Here is a 14,760-nt window from a genome sequence, read left to right as displayed (position 1 = left end):
GACCGCTTGGGCGACGCCGGCATGGCCGGCGGCGTCGGCCGAGCGTGCGGCCTCCTCCGGCGAAAGCACCAGGCTTGCGAGCTGGATCAGCGCGGATGCCGTTTCGCCGGCATAGCCTTCAAGCGAAAGACGTGTCTCCATCGGATCGTCATAGAGATCGAAGGTGCGGGCCCCGATCATGTCGATCAGCGTCTTGCGCGGCAGGCGGTGCGTTTCAATCGCCATCAGAAGCGCCGCGGCGACGGGATTGGCCGCCGTCGAGCCGTGTGCGCTGCCCTCCAGAAGATCGTGCCAATATTGTAGCCGCACCTCCCCGGGCAACGGCTCGTGCACGAGATCGCGGATGCGGGCAAGCTCGGCATTGAAGGCATAGAGAGCCGCAAGCGCGCCGCGCTTTTCCTCTGGCGACAGCAGACAGGCGAGGTAGCGGTCGCGATCGCTCTCACGCAGCATCGCCAGGCAGATCTCCTGGTTCGTCGCAATATGCGCTTCGGTCATCGTCAGACCGCAATCAACGCCGCGGCGACGGCACGTTGCTCGGCGAGCATGATATTGAAGGTGCGCACTGCGGCCCCGGTGCTCATCGGATCGGAGGAGATGCCGCGCGATTTTAGCGCCAGCTTCAATTCCTCGGGCAGGCGGCGAAGCTCGGTTCCAGTACCGACGAGCAGAACCTCGATATCACTAGCCTCATCAAGCACGCGGCGGAAATTTTCAGGCGACAGTGGTTTCGACATATCCATGTCCCAGCCATGAATGCCGGAGGGCAGGCAAAGGATGGAGCCACGATGCGACATGTCGGCAAAGCGAAAGCCGCCATTGCCGTAAGCATCGATCGGAGCGCGGCCGGGGAAATGCGCGGCGCGGATTTCTATGCCTTTTGCCATGTTTTCAAACCACCGTGCCGGATTTTACACCGGCATCCGTCTTGTTGCTCTCTTCCCCGTCGGGAGCCTCCGGCCGCAGCCGGAAGACGATCAAGACAGGAGCGGCGATATAGATCGAAGAGAAGGTGCCGAGAGCGACGCCAAAGAGCATCGCAAAGGTGAAGGAGCGGATGACTTCGCCCCCAAAGAGAAAGAGCGCCAGCAAGGCGGTCAGCGTCGTCGCCGCGGTTAGAACGGTGCGCGACAGCGTCTGGTTGATCGAGGCATCGATCAGGATCGGCAGCGGCATCTTCTTGTATCGCTTGAGATTTTCGCGCATTCGGTCATAGACCACGACCGTGTCGTTCAGGGAATAACCGACGACGGTGAGCACGGCGGCGATGCTCGTCAGGTTGAACTCGATACCGGTGAGGACGAAGAGACCAAGCATGATGATGACGTCGTGCAGCGTTGCGACGATGGCGCCGACCGCGAACTGCCATTCGAAGCGGATCCAGATGTAGATCAGGATCGCGGCTAGTGCTGCAAGCACGCCGAGCGTCGCCATCATCGTCAATTCGCCCGAGATCGCGGGTCCGACGACGTCAACGCGGCGAAAATCATAGTCCTCCTGGAGCTCGCCGCGCACCAGCGTCGCCGCCGACTGCTCGGCATTTTCGCCGCCGCCCTGGGAAGCGATGCGGATCCGCGCGTTCGACGGTCCGCCCGTGCGCTCGACGCGCACGTCGCCGAGATTGAGATCATTGAGGCGCGAGTGGAGATCGGCGATGTCGGCATTGCCCTGCTTCGCCGTCACCTCGATGAGCGAGCCGCCAGTGAAATCGATGCCGAGATGCAGGCCGACGGTGGCAAAGGCGGCCATGGCAATCAGCGAAATGACCGCCGACGCCGTAAAGACATAACGGCGGATTCCCATGAAGCGGATATTGGCGTGTTCAAAAAGATGCGCCAGAACGCTCTTCGGCAGATGTCGAGGATGGCGCGCTCTCAGCCAGACGGCAACGATCGAGCGCGTCAGGGTGAAAGCCGTGAAAACAGTCGTCAGGATGCCGACCGCCAGCGTCACCGCGAAGCCGCGGATGGATTCGCTGCCAAGGAAAAAGAGGATGATGGCGGCGATGAAGATCGTCACATTCGCATCGATGATCGTTGCAAATGCGCGTGAGAAACCGCGGCCGACGGCCTCCGCAAAGGAATGGGTGGTCTTCTCCTCTTCGCGGATACGCTCGTAGATCAGAACGTTCGAGTCGACCGCCATGCCGACAATCAGCACGATGCCGGCAATCCCGGGCAAGGTGAGCGTCGCGCCGGCAAGGCTCAGCACCGCGACGATGAGCATCAGGTTGAAGAAGAGCGAGACGACGGCGATGACGCCGAGGATGCGATAGAGCGCGATCATCAGTGCCGCGACCAGCACGACGGCGACGAGACCGGCAACGAGGCCGCTGAAGATGGAATCGGCGCCGAATCTCGGGCTGACGCTGCGTTCCTCAACGCTGGTCAGCGTCGCCGGCAAGACGCCGGCGCGCAGCATGATCGCAAGGTCGCGGACGCCATCTTCCGAGAAGTTCGCCGAAATCCGGCCCTCACCGCCGGTGATTGCCGCATCGATAACCGGTGACGACATCACCTGGTCGTCGAAGACGATGGCAAGGTGCTTGCCGATATTCTGCCCCGTCGCCTGCGCCAGCCGCTGCGTACCTTCCGCATCGAGACGGTAGGCAATCGCGGTATCCTGCGTCTGCTGATCAACGACAGGCTCGATATCGACCATGTTGCTGCCAGTGGCGAAAGCCGCGCGGTCGACCAGATAAGGTACCGGCGGATCGTCAAGCGAATAGAGCACCTGCGATGTCGCCGGCCAACGGCTGTTCAGCGCCTCCTGCCCCGACATGCTTTCGTCGATCAGATGAAAGGAAAGTTTGGCCGGCTGGTTCAGGATGTTCTTCAGCCGCTCAGCATCGACCGATCCCAGCACCTGCACGACGATCCGGTCGGCGCCATCCGGGCGAACAAGGAAATTATCATAGCCGAATCCGGCGATACGGCGGCCAACGATATCGAGCGACCGGGTCCGCGCGGAAGCAACGTCAGCGGTAATGCCGGCGTCGGAAATCTGCAGCGAGAGCTGCCCCTCCGCGCCCTGCTGCAGCGCGACCCCAGGTCCCGAATGTCCGCCAACCGTCGTCAAAGGCTTCAGGAGATCGACCGCCGCCTGTGTCTGCGCCGGATCGGTGATGCGGACGGTGACGGTCTGGTCATTGCCGGTCAGCCCGGTATAGCGGATGCCAGCGCCGCGCAGCGCGTTGCGCACATTGGCGACCGCCTCTTCCAGGCGGTCCTTGACGATATCGGAACGCTCGACCTTCAGAACGATATGCGAGCCGCCCTGCAGGTCGAGACCAAGCACTACGCGGTCGTGCCGCAACCAATCCGGCAGGGAGGATCGCTGCGCCTCAGTCAGCAGATTGGGCGCAGCGATGGCGATGGCCGCAAACGCGACCAGCCAAATCAGAAGTGTTTTCCAGCGGGAAAAATGCAACATTCTCTCGACGATCTTCCGATCCGGCGGTCCTGCCGTTATCGCTTGTTACGCCGCGTCGGCCTTGACCGGTTCACCCTTGACGCGAATTTCGGAGATGCCGCTGCGGACGATGCGCACGCGCACGCCATCAGCGATCTCGACTTCGACTTCCTTCTCGTCGACGACCTTGGTGACCTTGCCGACAAGACCGCCGCCGGTGACGACCTGGTCGCCGCGACGAATTGCCTTCAGGGTCTCCTCACGCTTTTTTGCCTGTGCGCGCTGCGGACGGATCAGCAGGAAGTACCAGACGACCATCAGCGGCACGAACAGGATGATCATTTCGAAACCGGAACCGCCGAATCCCGTTGCGGTATCGGTCGCGCTCTGGGCGAATGCCGGGGTGATGAACATGCTAAACTCCTCAGGCTTGGGCGGCGGAACTCCGCCTCTCTTTTCAGGTTGCCGGACTATAGTTACCGCTTCGATGAATGCAACAGAAACAGCCGGAAACAGTACCGATTCCGCTGCCTCATAACCTTTCCGCCGTCAAAACGCCATGCTACCCGGCATCGAAAGATTAAAGCGGATTGCCGCAGTGAGAAATCAGGAGGCCACCGATGACTGAGGAAATCAACACAGCCCTGCTCGCCGAACTGAGACGGCTCGCAGACGCCGTCGAGCGTCTTGCCGGACCGGCACCCGCCCTCAACGACTGGGATGCTGCCGACTGCTTCGTCTGGGCGCCTTTGCGCCAGCATCTGCAGCCGGTCAAGAGACCGAACCGGGTGGCGTTGACGCTCATCCGCGGCGTCGATCATGTGCGCGACATCCTGCATGAGAATACGGTGCGTTTCGCCGAGGGTTATGCCGCCAACAATGTGCTGCTCTGGGGGGCGCGCGGCATGGGCAAATCCTCGCTGGTCAAGGCCGTGCACGAGGATGTCAGGCGCGAAAGCAGTGCCTTGCTGAAGCTGGTCGAAGTCCATCGCGAGGATATCGCCACCCTCCCCCATCTGCTCGATCTCCTGAAGGACACGCCGTACCGCGTGATCGTCTTCTGCGACGATCTCTCCTTCGATCACGATGACACCGCCTACAAATCGCTGAAGGCAGCACTCGACGGCGGCGTCGAAGGGCGGCCGGACAATGTGCTCTTTTACGCCACCTCCAACCGGCGTCATCTCCTGCCGCGCCACATGATGGAAAACGAGCAGTCGACGGCGATCAATCCGTCGGAGGCGGTCGAGGAAAAGGTTTCGCTTTCCGACCGCTTCGGCCTCTGGCTCGGCTTCCACAAATGCAGCCAGGAGGATTATCTCGGCATGATCGACGGCTATGCCGATCACTTCAAGCTCGAGCTCGAACGCGACAAGATGCATGCCGAGGCGCTGGAATGGGCAACGACGCGCGGCGCACGCTCCGGCCGCGTCGCCTGGCAGTATATCCAGGACCTGGCCGGGCGCATGCGCGTTCACATCGATCGGGGCTAGAGCGCGTCGCGCGTCAATCCGAATTCACGCGACGCGTTTTGGGTCTTTGTCGTTTATCCCAAAACCGCTGCGCACTTTTGCGCGACATGCATTAAATGACAAAAGCCCGGCTGGTGGCCGGGCTTTTGCGTTTCCTGGTACGCAGTACCTATTCCAGGAAAGTCATCGGGTTGACCGGGGACGCGTCCTTGCGCACCTCGAAATGGACCTGCGGCTGCTTGACGTCGCCGCTCATGCCGGAGACGGCAACCGTCTGGCCGCGCTGGATCTTCTGGCCGCGGGTGACGCTCAGCGTGTCGGCGTTGCCGTAGACGGTGACGGTGCCGTCGTCGTGACGGACGAGAACCGTGTTGCCGAGTTCCTTCAGGCCGTTGCCGGCATAAATGACGACGCCGTTTTCAGCGGCCTTAATAGGTGTGCCCTGCGGTACCGAGATGTCGATGCCGTCATTGCGGTTGCCGTTGACGTTGGCGCCGTATGAAGCAATGACCTGGCCGCGCACCGGCCAGCGGTATTTGCCGATGCCGGTCGATTCCGGCGCGGCAGAGCTGACGTCCGACTTCTTCTCGGCATCGTCGACGGTCTGGGTGGCGGCCGGTGCCTTATAGGGCGCAGGCTGCACGGAAGCCGTCTGCAGGGCAGCTGCCGGCTGGGTCGGCTTCGGATCGACCTTCTCGGCCGGGATCGAGGCGGTCTTGATATTGTCGGCGGTGCCGTTCGGGATCTTCAGGGCCTGACCGATGCGGAGCGAGTTGGCCGAAAGATTGTTGGCGGCCTTGAGATCGTCGACACTGCTGCCGGTCGCCTTGGCGATCTTTGCCAGGGAATCGCCCTGCTTGACGACATAGGTGCCGGCAGGTGCCTTCGGATCCTTGCCGGCGCCGACGGGAAGCTTGCCGGTGGCATCGGCACTCGCCAGCGTCTTGTCGCGGGCGGAATTGGCGCCCGGAATGACGGCAACGTTCTGCTCAGGCGCCTTCGGCGCCTCTGGCATCTTGCCGGGCTTGGAAAGGTCAGCCGCCTGCGATGCCGCCTTGGCGGCATTGCCGCCGTTGAATGTCGGGATGAGGATCGCCTGGCCCGGCTGGGCGGCAGATGCCGTCTTCAGATCATTGACGCGCAGGATTTCCTTTTCCGGAACGCCGAAACGCCTGGAGAGCGTAGCGATGCTTTCACCCGGTCGCAGCGTCACCGAAGGAGCGTTGGTCGCGGACCAGCCGGAAACCTTCGGCGTCGTGCCGGTCGTCAGCGTATCAGGCGTCACCTTGGGTGCCGCCGGCGCGACCAATCGGGGCTTTTCGGCCTGCGGCGCAGCTGGGAAAGGCTGGGCGAGCGCAACTTCCTTTTCCCGCTGCCGGGACGGAGCAACGGCCGTCGGCGCGGCCAGATCTGAACGCTGCACCGAGACCGGCGCGGAAGCGAGACGTGCGCTTGAGCTCGACGTGCGGGTCGGATCGTAACCCTGGCGTGCGGGATAAGGCTGGTTCAGCGCGCCATTGCCGCCGCCATAGCCCGACTGGCTGGCAACGGCCGAACCGCCGAGATCGGCGCGCGGCACCGGATCACCCTGAGAACCGTTCATATTCCTGCGCGGAATGGAACTTGTGGTGATCTGGTCCTGCCCGGAGGAGGAAAACAAGCCGCCAAACCGTGTCACATCGGAACTGCAGCCCGTTGCGGCACTTGCCAGCAGGCCAACAACCAGAAGATTACCGGCCGACTTCCCGAACTTTGGCGAAAGACTGAAACGCATGACTCGACCCACTGAGAACGCAACCATTTGTGAGTCTATTAAAACGCGTTAGTATTACCACGCGGTTAAGATGCTGGAATCAGTGCGATATTTTTGAGAAGTTGATAACCATAGGCTTACGGGTGAAAAATCGTAGTGCGCAGAGCATAATGCCGAAAACTGCGAGCAGCTTTTCCGATTGTGATGCATATTCAGATTTCACGCCGATCCGTCCGGAAAACATCTACGCCTAGGGCAGCGAGGCCCTACAACAGCGAGGCAAGGCGCGGAACGATCGGCAGATAGGGTGCTTCGAACAGTTCCTCGCGTTCGAAACGGCTGCCGGTTTTCGTCAGCCGCACCATGCGACACTCGTTCTCGGAAATCATTAGCGGCGCGATCATCGAGCCACCGGAAACGAGCTGGTCGGTATAAAAGCGCGGCATCGCGTTGAAGGCCGCAGTCACCAGGATGCGGTCGAAGGTGCCCTCGCCCTGCATGCCGGCACTACCGTCGGCATGGCGAATGATGACGCTGCGCAGACCAAGCGATTCCATGCGCCGCTGCGCTGCCGTTGTCAGCGTCTTGTAGCGGTCGATGGACAGGACACGCTCGGCCATGCGGCCCATGACGGCAGCGGTAAAGCCGCTTCCGGTGCCGATCTCCAGGACGCGCTGGCCGGGCTTGAGCTTCAGGTGATGCAGGATGCGGACGGCAAAATCGATGCCTTCGAGAAAGGAGCCGCACTCGATCGGGATCGTCCGGCTTGAATAGGCGTCGTCGGCATATTGCGGCGGCACAAATAGTGAGCGCTGCGTCTGCTCGACCGCCGTCAGCAGATCGAGGTCGGAGATGCCTTCGGCACGCAATCTGAGGACGAGCGCAGCAAAGCCCTCCTTCTCCGCCAGTCTTGCCGTCAAACTTGTGCTCCGTATCCCAAGGCCCGCGCCACGCGGTCCGTCACGGAATAATCGGTCAGATCCAGTTTCAAAGGCGTTACCGAAATCTTATTATGCTTCAGGGCGTGAATATCGGTGCCTTCAACGAAGGCGCCGGCGCGTTCGCCAAACTTCAGCCAGTAGTAAGGAAAGCCCCGGCCGTCAGAGCGGGCGTCGACCTGCAGATTGAAGGCGAGCTTGCCCTGCATGGTCACCTCGGCGCCATTGACTTCGTCGGGACGGCAGTTCGGGAAGTTGAGATTGAGGAACGTACCCTCCGGCAGCTCCAGGACCATCAGCTTTTCCAGAAGAGCCGGCGCATGCGTTTCGCAGACCTCCCAGGGCACGATGCGTGCGCCGTCCTCATAGAGATAGGCCTGGCTCAGCGCGAAGGAGCGCACGCCCTGCATGGTGCCTTCGATGGCGCCGGCGATCGTGCCGGAATAGGTCACGTCGTCGGCAACGTTCGAGCCTGAATTGACGCCGGACAGGACCAGATCCGGCTTGATGTCCATTACCTGCCTGATGCCCATGATGACGCAATCGGTCGGCGTGCCGCGCAGGGCGAAATGCTTGTCGGAAATCTTGCGCAGCCGCAACGGTTCGGAGAGGCTCAGCGAATGGGCAAGGCCGCTCTGGTCGGTCTCGGGCGCGACGATCCAGACATCGTCGGACAGCGTCCGCGCGATCCGCTCCAGCGCTGCAAGGCCTTCGGCGTGAATGCCGTCGTCATTCGTAAGCAGGATGCGCATCGCCTCAGGCCGCCCGTTCGATCTTGGTCAATCCGCCCATATAGGGCAGCAAAACGTCCGGAATCGTGACGGAACCGTCCTCGTTCAGATAATTTTCAAGGACAGCGATCAGGCAGCGGCCGACGGCCGTGCCGGAACCGTTCAGCGTGTGGACGAACCTGTTGCTCTTGTCTTCCTTGCCGCGGTAGCGCGCATTCATTCGGCGGCCCTGAAAATCGCCGCAGACCGAGCAGGAGGAGATTTCACGGAAGGCATTCTGCCCCGGCAGCCAGACTTCGAGATCGTAAGTTTTGCGCGAGCCGAAGCCCATATCGCCGGTGCAAAGCGTCATGGTGCGGAAATGCAGGCCGAGGCGCTTCAGCACTTCCTCGGCGCAGGCGGTCATGCGTTCATGCTCGGCAACGGCGCTCTCGGCATCGGTGATCGACACAAGCTCGCATTTCCAGAACTGATGCTGGCGCAGCATGCCGCGCGTGTCGCGGCCGGCGGAGCCCGCTTCCGAGCGGAAGGACGGCGTCAACGCGGTAAAGCGGAGCGGCAGCTTTTCCTGATCGAGGATTTCTTCGCGCACCAGATTGGTCAGCGTCACTTCGGCCGTCGGGATCAGCCAGCGGCCGTCCGTCGTCCTGAAGAGATCCTCGGCGAATTTCGGCAGCTGGGCGGTGCCATAAACGGCCTCGTCACGCACCATCAGCGGCGAACTAACTTCGGTATAACCGTGCTCGCTGGTGTGGAGATCGATCATGAACTGGCCGAGTGCCCGCTCAAGCTTGGCGAGCGGCCCGGTCAGAACTGTGAAGCGCGAGCCGGAGAGCTTGGCGGCGCGCTCGAAGTCCATATAGCCGAGCGCTTCGCCGATTTCGAAGTGCTCCTTCGGTGCGTGGTTCCAGCGCGGCTTTTCGCCAACGGTGCGGGTGACGACATTGTCATGCTCGTCCTTGCCGACCGGGACGTCGTCGAAAGGTATGTTCGGGATGCGCGAGAGCGCGTCGTTGAGTTCGGCCGTCAGTTGCCGGTCCTCTTCCTCGATCGCCGGCAGCAGGGTCTTCAGTTCAGACACCTCGGCCTTCAGCTTCTCGGCAAGCTCGCTATTCTTCTGGGCCATCGCCGCGCCAATTTCCTTGGAGGCGAGGTTGCGGCGGGACAGCAAGTCCTGCGCCCTTTGGACGGCGGAGCGCCGCTTTTCATCGAGGGCAACGAGACTTTGTGCCAGAGGCTCCGCGCCGCGCTTGGCAAGGGCGGCATCGAGCGCTTCGGGATTCTCACGGATCCATTTGATATCGAGCATCGTCGTTCCAGGTCGTTGCAACAGAGGTGGCCCGGCCAAAGCCTGATCGGACCTCGACCGGATATTACAGCGCCGCCGTGTCTTTTCAGACGCGCAAGGGACGCTGTAACACTTTGAATTGCTGCATAATCCTTAAACCGATTCCGATTTAAGGATTATGCAGTCGACGACGTTCATGAAGGGATTTCCAGATCTCAGCTCAGACGCTGTCCGTCTTGGCAACGTCTGCGGATCCAGTTTCCTTTTCGACCGCCTGCCGGGCACGCTGGCGCTCCACGAGTCGCGCCGCATGGATGGAAATCTCGTAGAGAAGGATCGTCGGTATCGCAAGGCCGATCTGGGACATCGGATCCGGCGGCGTCAGCACGGCGGCGACAACAAAGGCGAGGACGATGGCAAACTTGCGCTTTTCGGCGAGCCATTGCGACGTCAGAAGACCGACACGAGCAAGCAGCGTGGTGACGACGGGAAGCTGGAAGACGAGGCCGAAGGAGAAGACCAGCGTCATGATCAGGCTCAGATATTCCGAGACCTTCGGCATCAGCGAGATCGCTATTTCGTCATGACCTGGCGCCTGCTGCATCGACAGGAAGAACCACATGACCATCGGCGTGAAGAAGAAATAGACGAGCGCGCCGCCCATCAGGAACAGGACCGGCGAGGCGATCAGGAACGGCAGGAAAGCCTGGCGCTCATTCTTGTAGAGACCCGGCGCCACGAACTTGTAGACCTGGGCGGCAATGATCGGGAACGCGACCACAAGGCCGCCGAACATCGCCACCTTGACCTGCGTGAAGAAGAATTCCTGCGGCGCGGTGTAGATGAGCTGGGCTTTCTCGACGTCGAGATGCGCCCACACGACGGCTGTCTTGTAGGGTATGACCAGATAGTTGAAGAGATGCTTGGCAAAAAAGAAGCATGCGATGAAGGCGACGAAAAAGGCGCCGATCGACCACATCAGCCGCGTGCGCAGCTCCATCAGGTGCTCGATCAACGGCTGCGGCTTGTCTTCGATATCACCGCTCATGCCTCGTCCTTCTTCGTCTGCGCCGGCTTCTTCGGCGTTGCAGGCTTCCTGACTGCCGTCGTGCGTTTCGGCTTTTCCACAGGCACGGCAACGGCAGCCGCAGCATCGACCTTATCGGCAGCCTTGACGCGCGGCTTGCGCACAACCTTCGGCTTGGCGGCAACCGTATCGGCCTGGACAATCGCTGCTGCGACGGGTTCCGACGGCGCAGGTGTCGCTACCAATGGCGGCGTTTCCGGCAAGCTCATCGACGGCGTCGGGGCTGCAACAGCGTCGGGCGGCACCTCGGTCTTGTTCTCCGTGACCGTGGTCGACTTCTGCAGGTCGGCCTTGATCTCGTTGCCCATCTGGCGAAGCGGATTCATCGCCTCGCGCAGGCTGTTGACCGGGTTGAGTTTCTGGGCGTCGCTGATCGTCTGGCGGACATCGTCAAGTTCCGCTTCGCGCAACGCCTCATCGAACTGCGCACGGAATTCACCCGCGACCTTGCGGGCGCGCTGCGTCATCTTGCCGAAAGCGCGCAGCATCGGCGGCAAATCCTTGGGACCGACGACCACGATCAGTACGACCGCGATGACCAAAAGCTCGGTCCAGCCAATATCGAACATGCAAGGCTCCTGGACGGGAAGCGCGGGGGCTGCGCTTTTTCCCGGACTTGGTTACTTCGTTTCGTCGGCCTTGTGATCGACGGTCTTTGCCGTGTCCGGCGCGTCTTCGTCCGTCATGCCCTTCTTGAAGCTCTTGATGCCCTTGGCAACGTCGCCCATCAGTTCCGGAATCTTGCCGCGACCGAACAACAACAGCACGATGACCAGAACGATCAGCCAGTGCCACATGCTAAAAGAACCCATTACGCTAACTCCCTGTTTCTATGTTCCCACGATGTAAGGATTTCCAACATCGTTTCCAACATCAAGCCCTGTGAACTGAGCTTAATGTCACGGTATCGCCCTTTGTGACAAGCCATCGACCCATCGAAAAGTGGTGGCCACCATTGTTTTCGCCATGCATGGCAAAAGCAAGACGCAAGCCCCTCAATCTTCAGGGGTGCCACGCGGTGCCAGCAACCCCAGTTCCTCGAGGTCCATCTGGGTGATCGGGTCTTCGTCCTCGGTCAGTTCGTCGTTCATCAACGGCGAGGGAATATTGAAATTCGCCGGAATGCGGCCCGACAGCAAGCCCGCTCCCTTCAACTCTTCGAGACCGGGCAGGTCACGCAGCTCTTCGAGTCCGAAATGGTCGAGGAAATCGCGTGTCGTGCCCAATGTCACCGGCCGGCCCGGTGTGCGCCGGCGGCCGCGGAAGCGCACCCAGCCCGCCTCCATCAGCACGTCGAGCGTGCCGCGCGAGGTCTGGACGCCGCGGATATCTTCGATTTCCGCACGTGTCACCGGCTGATGATAGGCGATGATCGCCAGCACTTCCAGTGCGGCGCGCGAAAGCTTCTTCACCTCATTGTCATCACGGCGGATGACGAAGGACAGGTCGGCGGCGGTGCGGAAGGCCCAGGCGCCTTCGACCTGCACAAGATTGACGCCCCGCGGCGCATATTGCTCCTTCAGGCGCAGCATGATCGCATGCACGTCGGTCTTCTCGGGCAGGCGCTCAGCGAGGAAGCCTTCGGAGACCGGCTGCGAGGAGGCGAAGACCAGCGCCTCGGCGATGCGCTCGGCCTCGATCTCGGCCTGCAGGTCGCGGCCCCTGTCTTCGAAATTGCCTTCGAATTCCTCCTCGCTCCTCGGATCGATCAAGCCGGCTGCTCCTGTTCCACCACCTGCAGCGTGGCATGTTTCGGACCGCGGCGCATGTATATCGGCTGAAAGGCGCCGTCCTGGCGGATTTCGAGCTTGCCCTCGCGCACCAGCTCCAGCGAGGCGGCAAAGGCGCTGGCGATTGCTGTGACGCGTTCTTCAGGCGCTGCGAGATAACGCAGCAGATAATGTTCCATCGCCGTCCAGTCACCGATCTCGCCGATCATCTGGGTCAGCAGTTCGCGGGCATCGGTCAGCGACCAGACGGTGCGCCGCTCGATCGTCACCTGAGTGACGGCATGGCGCTGGCGCAGCGCCGCATAGGCAGTCAGGAGATCGTAGAGGCTTGCCGCGTAAGCGGACTGCTGCCGGTCGGGAATATGCTCGGGGGCGCCACGCACGAAGATATCGCGGCCGAGGCGGTTGCGGTTGACGAGGCCGTCTGCCGCCTGGCGCATGGCTTCGAGACGTTTCAGGCGGAAGGCGAGTGTTGCCGCCAGCTCCTCGCCGGAAGGGCCGTCATCCTTGACCTGCTGGGGAATGAGCAGCTTCGACTTCAGATAGGCAAGCCAGGCTGCCATGACGAGATAGTCGGCGGCAAGCTCGATGCGGATACGCCGGGCGCTTTCGATGAACAGCAGATATTGCTCGGCGAGCGCCAGCACCGAAATGCGCGACAAATCGACCTTCTGGTTTCGGGCGAGATAGAGCAACAGGTCGAGCGGGCCTTCGAAGCCGGCGACGTCGATCACCAGCGCCGGCTCGTGGCTGGCGCGCTCGGCACCGTTATCCTGCCACAACTTGTCCATCGGCGTCGCCGCCTGCGGGCGTTCCGTGCCCTTGACCGTGCTCACCTAGCTACTCCCTTACGATCAGACCGTCGCAAACATCGCCTCGAATTCCGCCCTCAATTCCGCTTCATCTGATGTATCCGGCGTCGCGAAGCCCGCTTCCACCGCTTTTGCACGGGCAAGCGATATGCCGGCGAGCGGCGGAACATTTGCCACGACATCTAGCATCTCGTCCATATTGCCATTGCAATGCAGCACGATATCGCATCCGCCTGCAATGATATTCGCCGCGCGTTCACCGATCGTGCCGGAAAGAGCGTTCATCGAGCTGTCGTCGGAGAGCAGCAGACCGTTAAAGCCGATGTGTTCGCGGATGATGCCGTCGATCACCTTGCGCGAGGTCGTCGCCGGATTGTCCGGGTCGATGGCGGCGAAAACGACGTGACAGGTCATGGCCATCAACTCGTCCTTCATCGCGACAAAGGGCGGGAAATCATGCAGCTCCAGCTCATCGCGCGAGACGGTGACGACAGGCAGCTCCAGATGTGAATCCGCAAAGCCGCGACCGTGGCCGGGCATATGCTTCATCACAGGCAACAGGCCGCCGGCCTTCAGCCCTGCGGCAGCCGCTTTCCCCATCGCGATGACGGTTTCGGGATCGCCGCCATAGGCTCGGTCACCGATGACGTTGCTGCTGCCCTCGACAGGCACATCGAGCACCGGCAGGCAATCGACATCGATGCCGAGGCTCGAAAGGTCGAAGGCGTGCAGCCGCGACATCAGCCAGGCGGCGCGCAGGCCGAGCACGCGATCGCGGCGATAGAGATCGCCGAGCGCCAGGCCGGAAGGATAACGCGCTAGAACGGGTGGGCGGATGCGCTGGACGCGGCCGCCCTCCTGGTCGATCAGCACCGGTGCATGCCAGCCGACACTGTCGCGCAGTTCGGCGACGAGATCGGTGATCTGCCGTGCTTCGGAGATGTTGCGCCCGAAGAGGATGAAGCCCCAGGGCCGTTCGCCCCGATAAAAGGCTTTCTCTTCGGATGTGAGGGAAAGGCCGCTGCAGCCAAGGATCATCGCTTTTGATTCGGTCATATCCGAATCATAGACGGCGCCCGGCCAAATGCGAGCAAGGTCGGGCCGGATGCACAAAAAAGAGCGGCGGGCCGATCCGGCCCGCCGCTCCTATATTCTGTTCAAAAAACCGATCTACTTGGAGATCAGGCAGCTTCCGCCCGCCGCGCGATACTGTTCGCAGAGCGCTGCGGCCTCGTCCTTGGAACCGGCCGGAATGCGGACACGGTAGAAAGTACCCTTGCCGGCGATATCGGCCCTGCGGATCTCATGACTGCGGCCGCCAAGCACGCTGGCGAATTTCTTCGACAGGTTGGCATAGGATTTGGTCGCCTCGTCTTCCGAAGGCAGCGAGGCGATCTGGATGCCGTAGCCGCCGGCGGATGCGGCCTGCTGTGGCTTTGCGGCGACTGGAGCTGCGGCCGCGACCTCAGTCGTCTTCGGCTGCTGTGCGGGCGGCCGGACATTGCCCTTCTCGGTGACGGTGCCGACGACGTTGACGG

Annotated in this window: 16 protein-coding genes; 1 reads left to right on the top strand and 15 read right to left on the bottom strand. The window is 61.7% G+C overall.

The genetic code is table 11. From position 1 onward, the window contains the following. The 4 genes from MOV76_RS33995 to yajC all read right to left on the bottom strand — a co-directional run. Positions 1-498, bottom strand: a 498-nt coding sequence (locus tag MOV76_RS33995; RefSeq protein WP_247266171.1) for a phytoene/squalene synthase family protein, incomplete at its 3' end; no start/stop codon positions are given. 2 nt (positions 499-500) lie between these two features. After that, on the bottom strand, positions 501-887 hold the full coding sequence (locus tag MOV76_RS33990) for an Mth938-like domain-containing protein (RefSeq protein WP_018241804.1): 387 nt from the start codon (positions 885-887) through the stop codon (positions 501-503). A gap of 4 nt (positions 888-891) precedes the next feature. Further along, entirely contained in the window at positions 892-3,432 is a 2,541-nt protein-coding gene (gene secDF / locus MOV76_RS33985) for a protein translocase subunit SecDF (RefSeq protein WP_247266170.1), read from the bottom strand. A 45-nt stretch (positions 3,433-3,477) separates the two neighbouring features. Continuing rightward, positions 3,478-3,825 (bottom strand): preprotein translocase subunit YajC, encoded by a 348-nt coding sequence (yajC, locus tag MOV76_RS33980; RefSeq protein WP_003558894.1) that lies wholly within the window; start codon positions 3,823-3,825, stop codon positions 3,478-3,480. 206 nt (positions 3,826-4,031) lie between these two features. On the opposite strand from yajC, the gene MOV76_RS33975 reads away from it, so the two are divergent. Further along, entirely contained in the window at positions 4,032-4,904 is an 873-nt protein-coding gene (locus MOV76_RS33975) for an ATP-binding protein (protein WP_247266169.1), read from the top strand. Positions 4,905-5,052: 148 nt separating this feature from the next. Here MOV76_RS33975 and MOV76_RS33970 read toward each other — a convergent pair whose 3' ends face one another. From MOV76_RS33970 to MOV76_RS33920, 11 genes are all read right to left on the bottom strand, one after another. Further along, positions 5,053-6,657: a peptidoglycan DD-metalloendopeptidase family protein gene (locus MOV76_RS33970; RefSeq protein ID WP_247266168.1), complete on the bottom strand. Its 1,605-nt coding sequence runs from the start codon at positions 6,655-6,657 to the stop codon at positions 5,053-5,055. 245 nt (positions 6,658-6,902) lie between these two features. After that, entirely contained in the window at positions 6,903-7,556 is a 654-nt protein-coding gene (locus tag MOV76_RS33965; RefSeq protein WP_018241800.1) for a protein-L-isoaspartate(D-aspartate) O-methyltransferase, read from the bottom strand. Continuing rightward, entirely contained in the window at positions 7,553-8,326 is a 774-nt protein-coding gene (gene surE / locus MOV76_RS33960; RefSeq protein ID WP_247266167.1) for a 5'/3'-nucleotidase SurE, read from the bottom strand. The genes MOV76_RS33965 and surE overlap by 4 nt, the downstream gene beginning before the upstream one ends. Before the next feature lie 4 nt (positions 8,327-8,330). Then, on the bottom strand, positions 8,331-9,614 hold the full coding sequence (gene serS, locus MOV76_RS33955; protein ID WP_018241798.1) for a serine--tRNA ligase: 1,284 nt from the start codon (positions 9,612-9,614) through the stop codon (positions 8,331-8,333). Between the two features lie 199 nt (positions 9,615-9,813). After that, a complete protein-coding gene (tatC, locus tag MOV76_RS33950) occupies positions 9,814-10,641 on the bottom strand; it encodes a twin-arginine translocase subunit TatC (protein WP_018241797.1) in 828 nt (275 codons plus the stop codon). After that, positions 10,638-11,249, bottom strand: coding sequence for a Sec-independent protein translocase protein TatB (gene tatB, locus MOV76_RS33945; RefSeq protein WP_018241796.1), 612 nt, complete (start codon positions 11,247-11,249; stop codon positions 10,638-10,640). The genes tatC and tatB overlap by 4 nt, the downstream gene beginning before the upstream one ends. Before the next feature lie 51 nt (positions 11,250-11,300). After that, positions 11,301-11,492, bottom strand: a complete 192-nt coding sequence (locus MOV76_RS33940; protein WP_003538990.1) for a twin-arginine translocase TatA/TatE family subunit — start codon at positions 11,490-11,492, stop codon at positions 11,301-11,303. A gap of 183 nt (positions 11,493-11,675) precedes the next feature. Beyond that, positions 11,676-12,392: an SMC-Scp complex subunit ScpB gene (gene scpB, locus MOV76_RS33935; RefSeq protein ID WP_065277110.1), complete on the bottom strand. Its 717-nt coding sequence runs from the start codon at positions 12,390-12,392 to the stop codon at positions 11,676-11,678. Continuing rightward, a complete protein-coding gene (locus MOV76_RS33930; RefSeq protein WP_112902754.1) occupies positions 12,389-13,246 on the bottom strand; it encodes a ScpA family protein in 858 nt (285 codons plus the stop codon). The genes scpB and MOV76_RS33930 overlap by 4 nt, the downstream gene beginning before the upstream one ends. A gap of 18 nt (positions 13,247-13,264) precedes the next feature. Continuing rightward, a complete protein-coding gene (nagZ, locus tag MOV76_RS33925; RefSeq protein ID WP_026188370.1) occupies positions 13,265-14,278 on the bottom strand; it encodes a beta-N-acetylhexosaminidase in 1,014 nt (337 codons plus the stop codon). A gap of 114 nt (positions 14,279-14,392) precedes the next feature. Beyond that, the coding region (locus MOV76_RS33920) for an SPOR domain-containing protein (protein ID WP_247266166.1) at positions 14,393-14,760 on the bottom strand (368 nt) is incomplete at its 5' end.

Origin of the sequence: Rhizobium sp. PRIMUS64, assembly GCF_023006465.1 — a bacterium.
GTDB classification, from domain to species: domain Bacteria; phylum Pseudomonadota; class Alphaproteobacteria; order Rhizobiales; family Rhizobiaceae; genus Rhizobium; species Rhizobium leguminosarum.
This window is presented reverse-complemented; position numbering and strand designations above follow the sequence as displayed.

What these genes read in the sequence shown, in the direction of transcription:
- nagZ (WP_026188370.1), bottom strand. Translation starts at nt 14,278, where the DNA reads ATGACCGAATCAAAAGCGATGATCCTTGGCTGCAGCGGCCTTTCCCTC.
- MOV76_RS33970 (WP_247266168.1), bottom strand. Translation starts at nt 6,657, where the DNA reads ATGCGTTTCAGTCTTTCGCCAAAGTTCGGGAAGTCGGCCGGTAATCTT.
- yajC (WP_003558894.1), bottom strand. Translation starts at nt 3,825, where the DNA reads ATGTTCATCACCCCGGCATTCGCCCAGAGCGCGACCGATACCGCAACG.
- MOV76_RS33990 (WP_018241804.1), bottom strand. Translation starts at nt 887, where the DNA reads ATGGCAAAAGGCATAGAAATCCGCGCCGCGCATTTCCCCGGCCGCGCT.
- tatB (WP_018241796.1), bottom strand. Translation starts at nt 11,249, where the DNA reads ATGTTCGATATTGGCTGGACCGAGCTTTTGGTCATCGCGGTCGTACTG.
- MOV76_RS33940 (WP_003538990.1), bottom strand. Translation starts at nt 11,492, where the DNA reads ATGGGTTCTTTTAGCATGTGGCACTGGCTGATCGTTCTGGTCATCGTG.
- MOV76_RS33975 (WP_247266169.1), top strand. Translation starts at nt 4,032, where the DNA reads ATGACTGAGGAAATCAACACAGCCCTGCTCGCCGAACTGAGACGGCTC.
- surE (WP_247266167.1), bottom strand. Translation starts at nt 8,326, where the DNA reads ATGCGCATCCTGCTTACGAATGACGACGGCATTCACGCCGAAGGCCTT.
- secDF (WP_247266170.1), bottom strand. Translation starts at nt 3,432, where the DNA reads ATGTTGCATTTTTCCCGCTGGAAAACACTTCTGATTTGGCTGGTCGCG.
- serS (WP_018241798.1), bottom strand. Translation starts at nt 9,614, where the DNA reads ATGCTCGATATCAAATGGATCCGTGAGAATCCCGAAGCGCTCGATGCC.
- tatC (WP_018241797.1), bottom strand. Translation starts at nt 10,641, where the DNA reads ATGAGCGGTGATATCGAAGACAAGCCGCAGCCGTTGATCGAGCACCTG.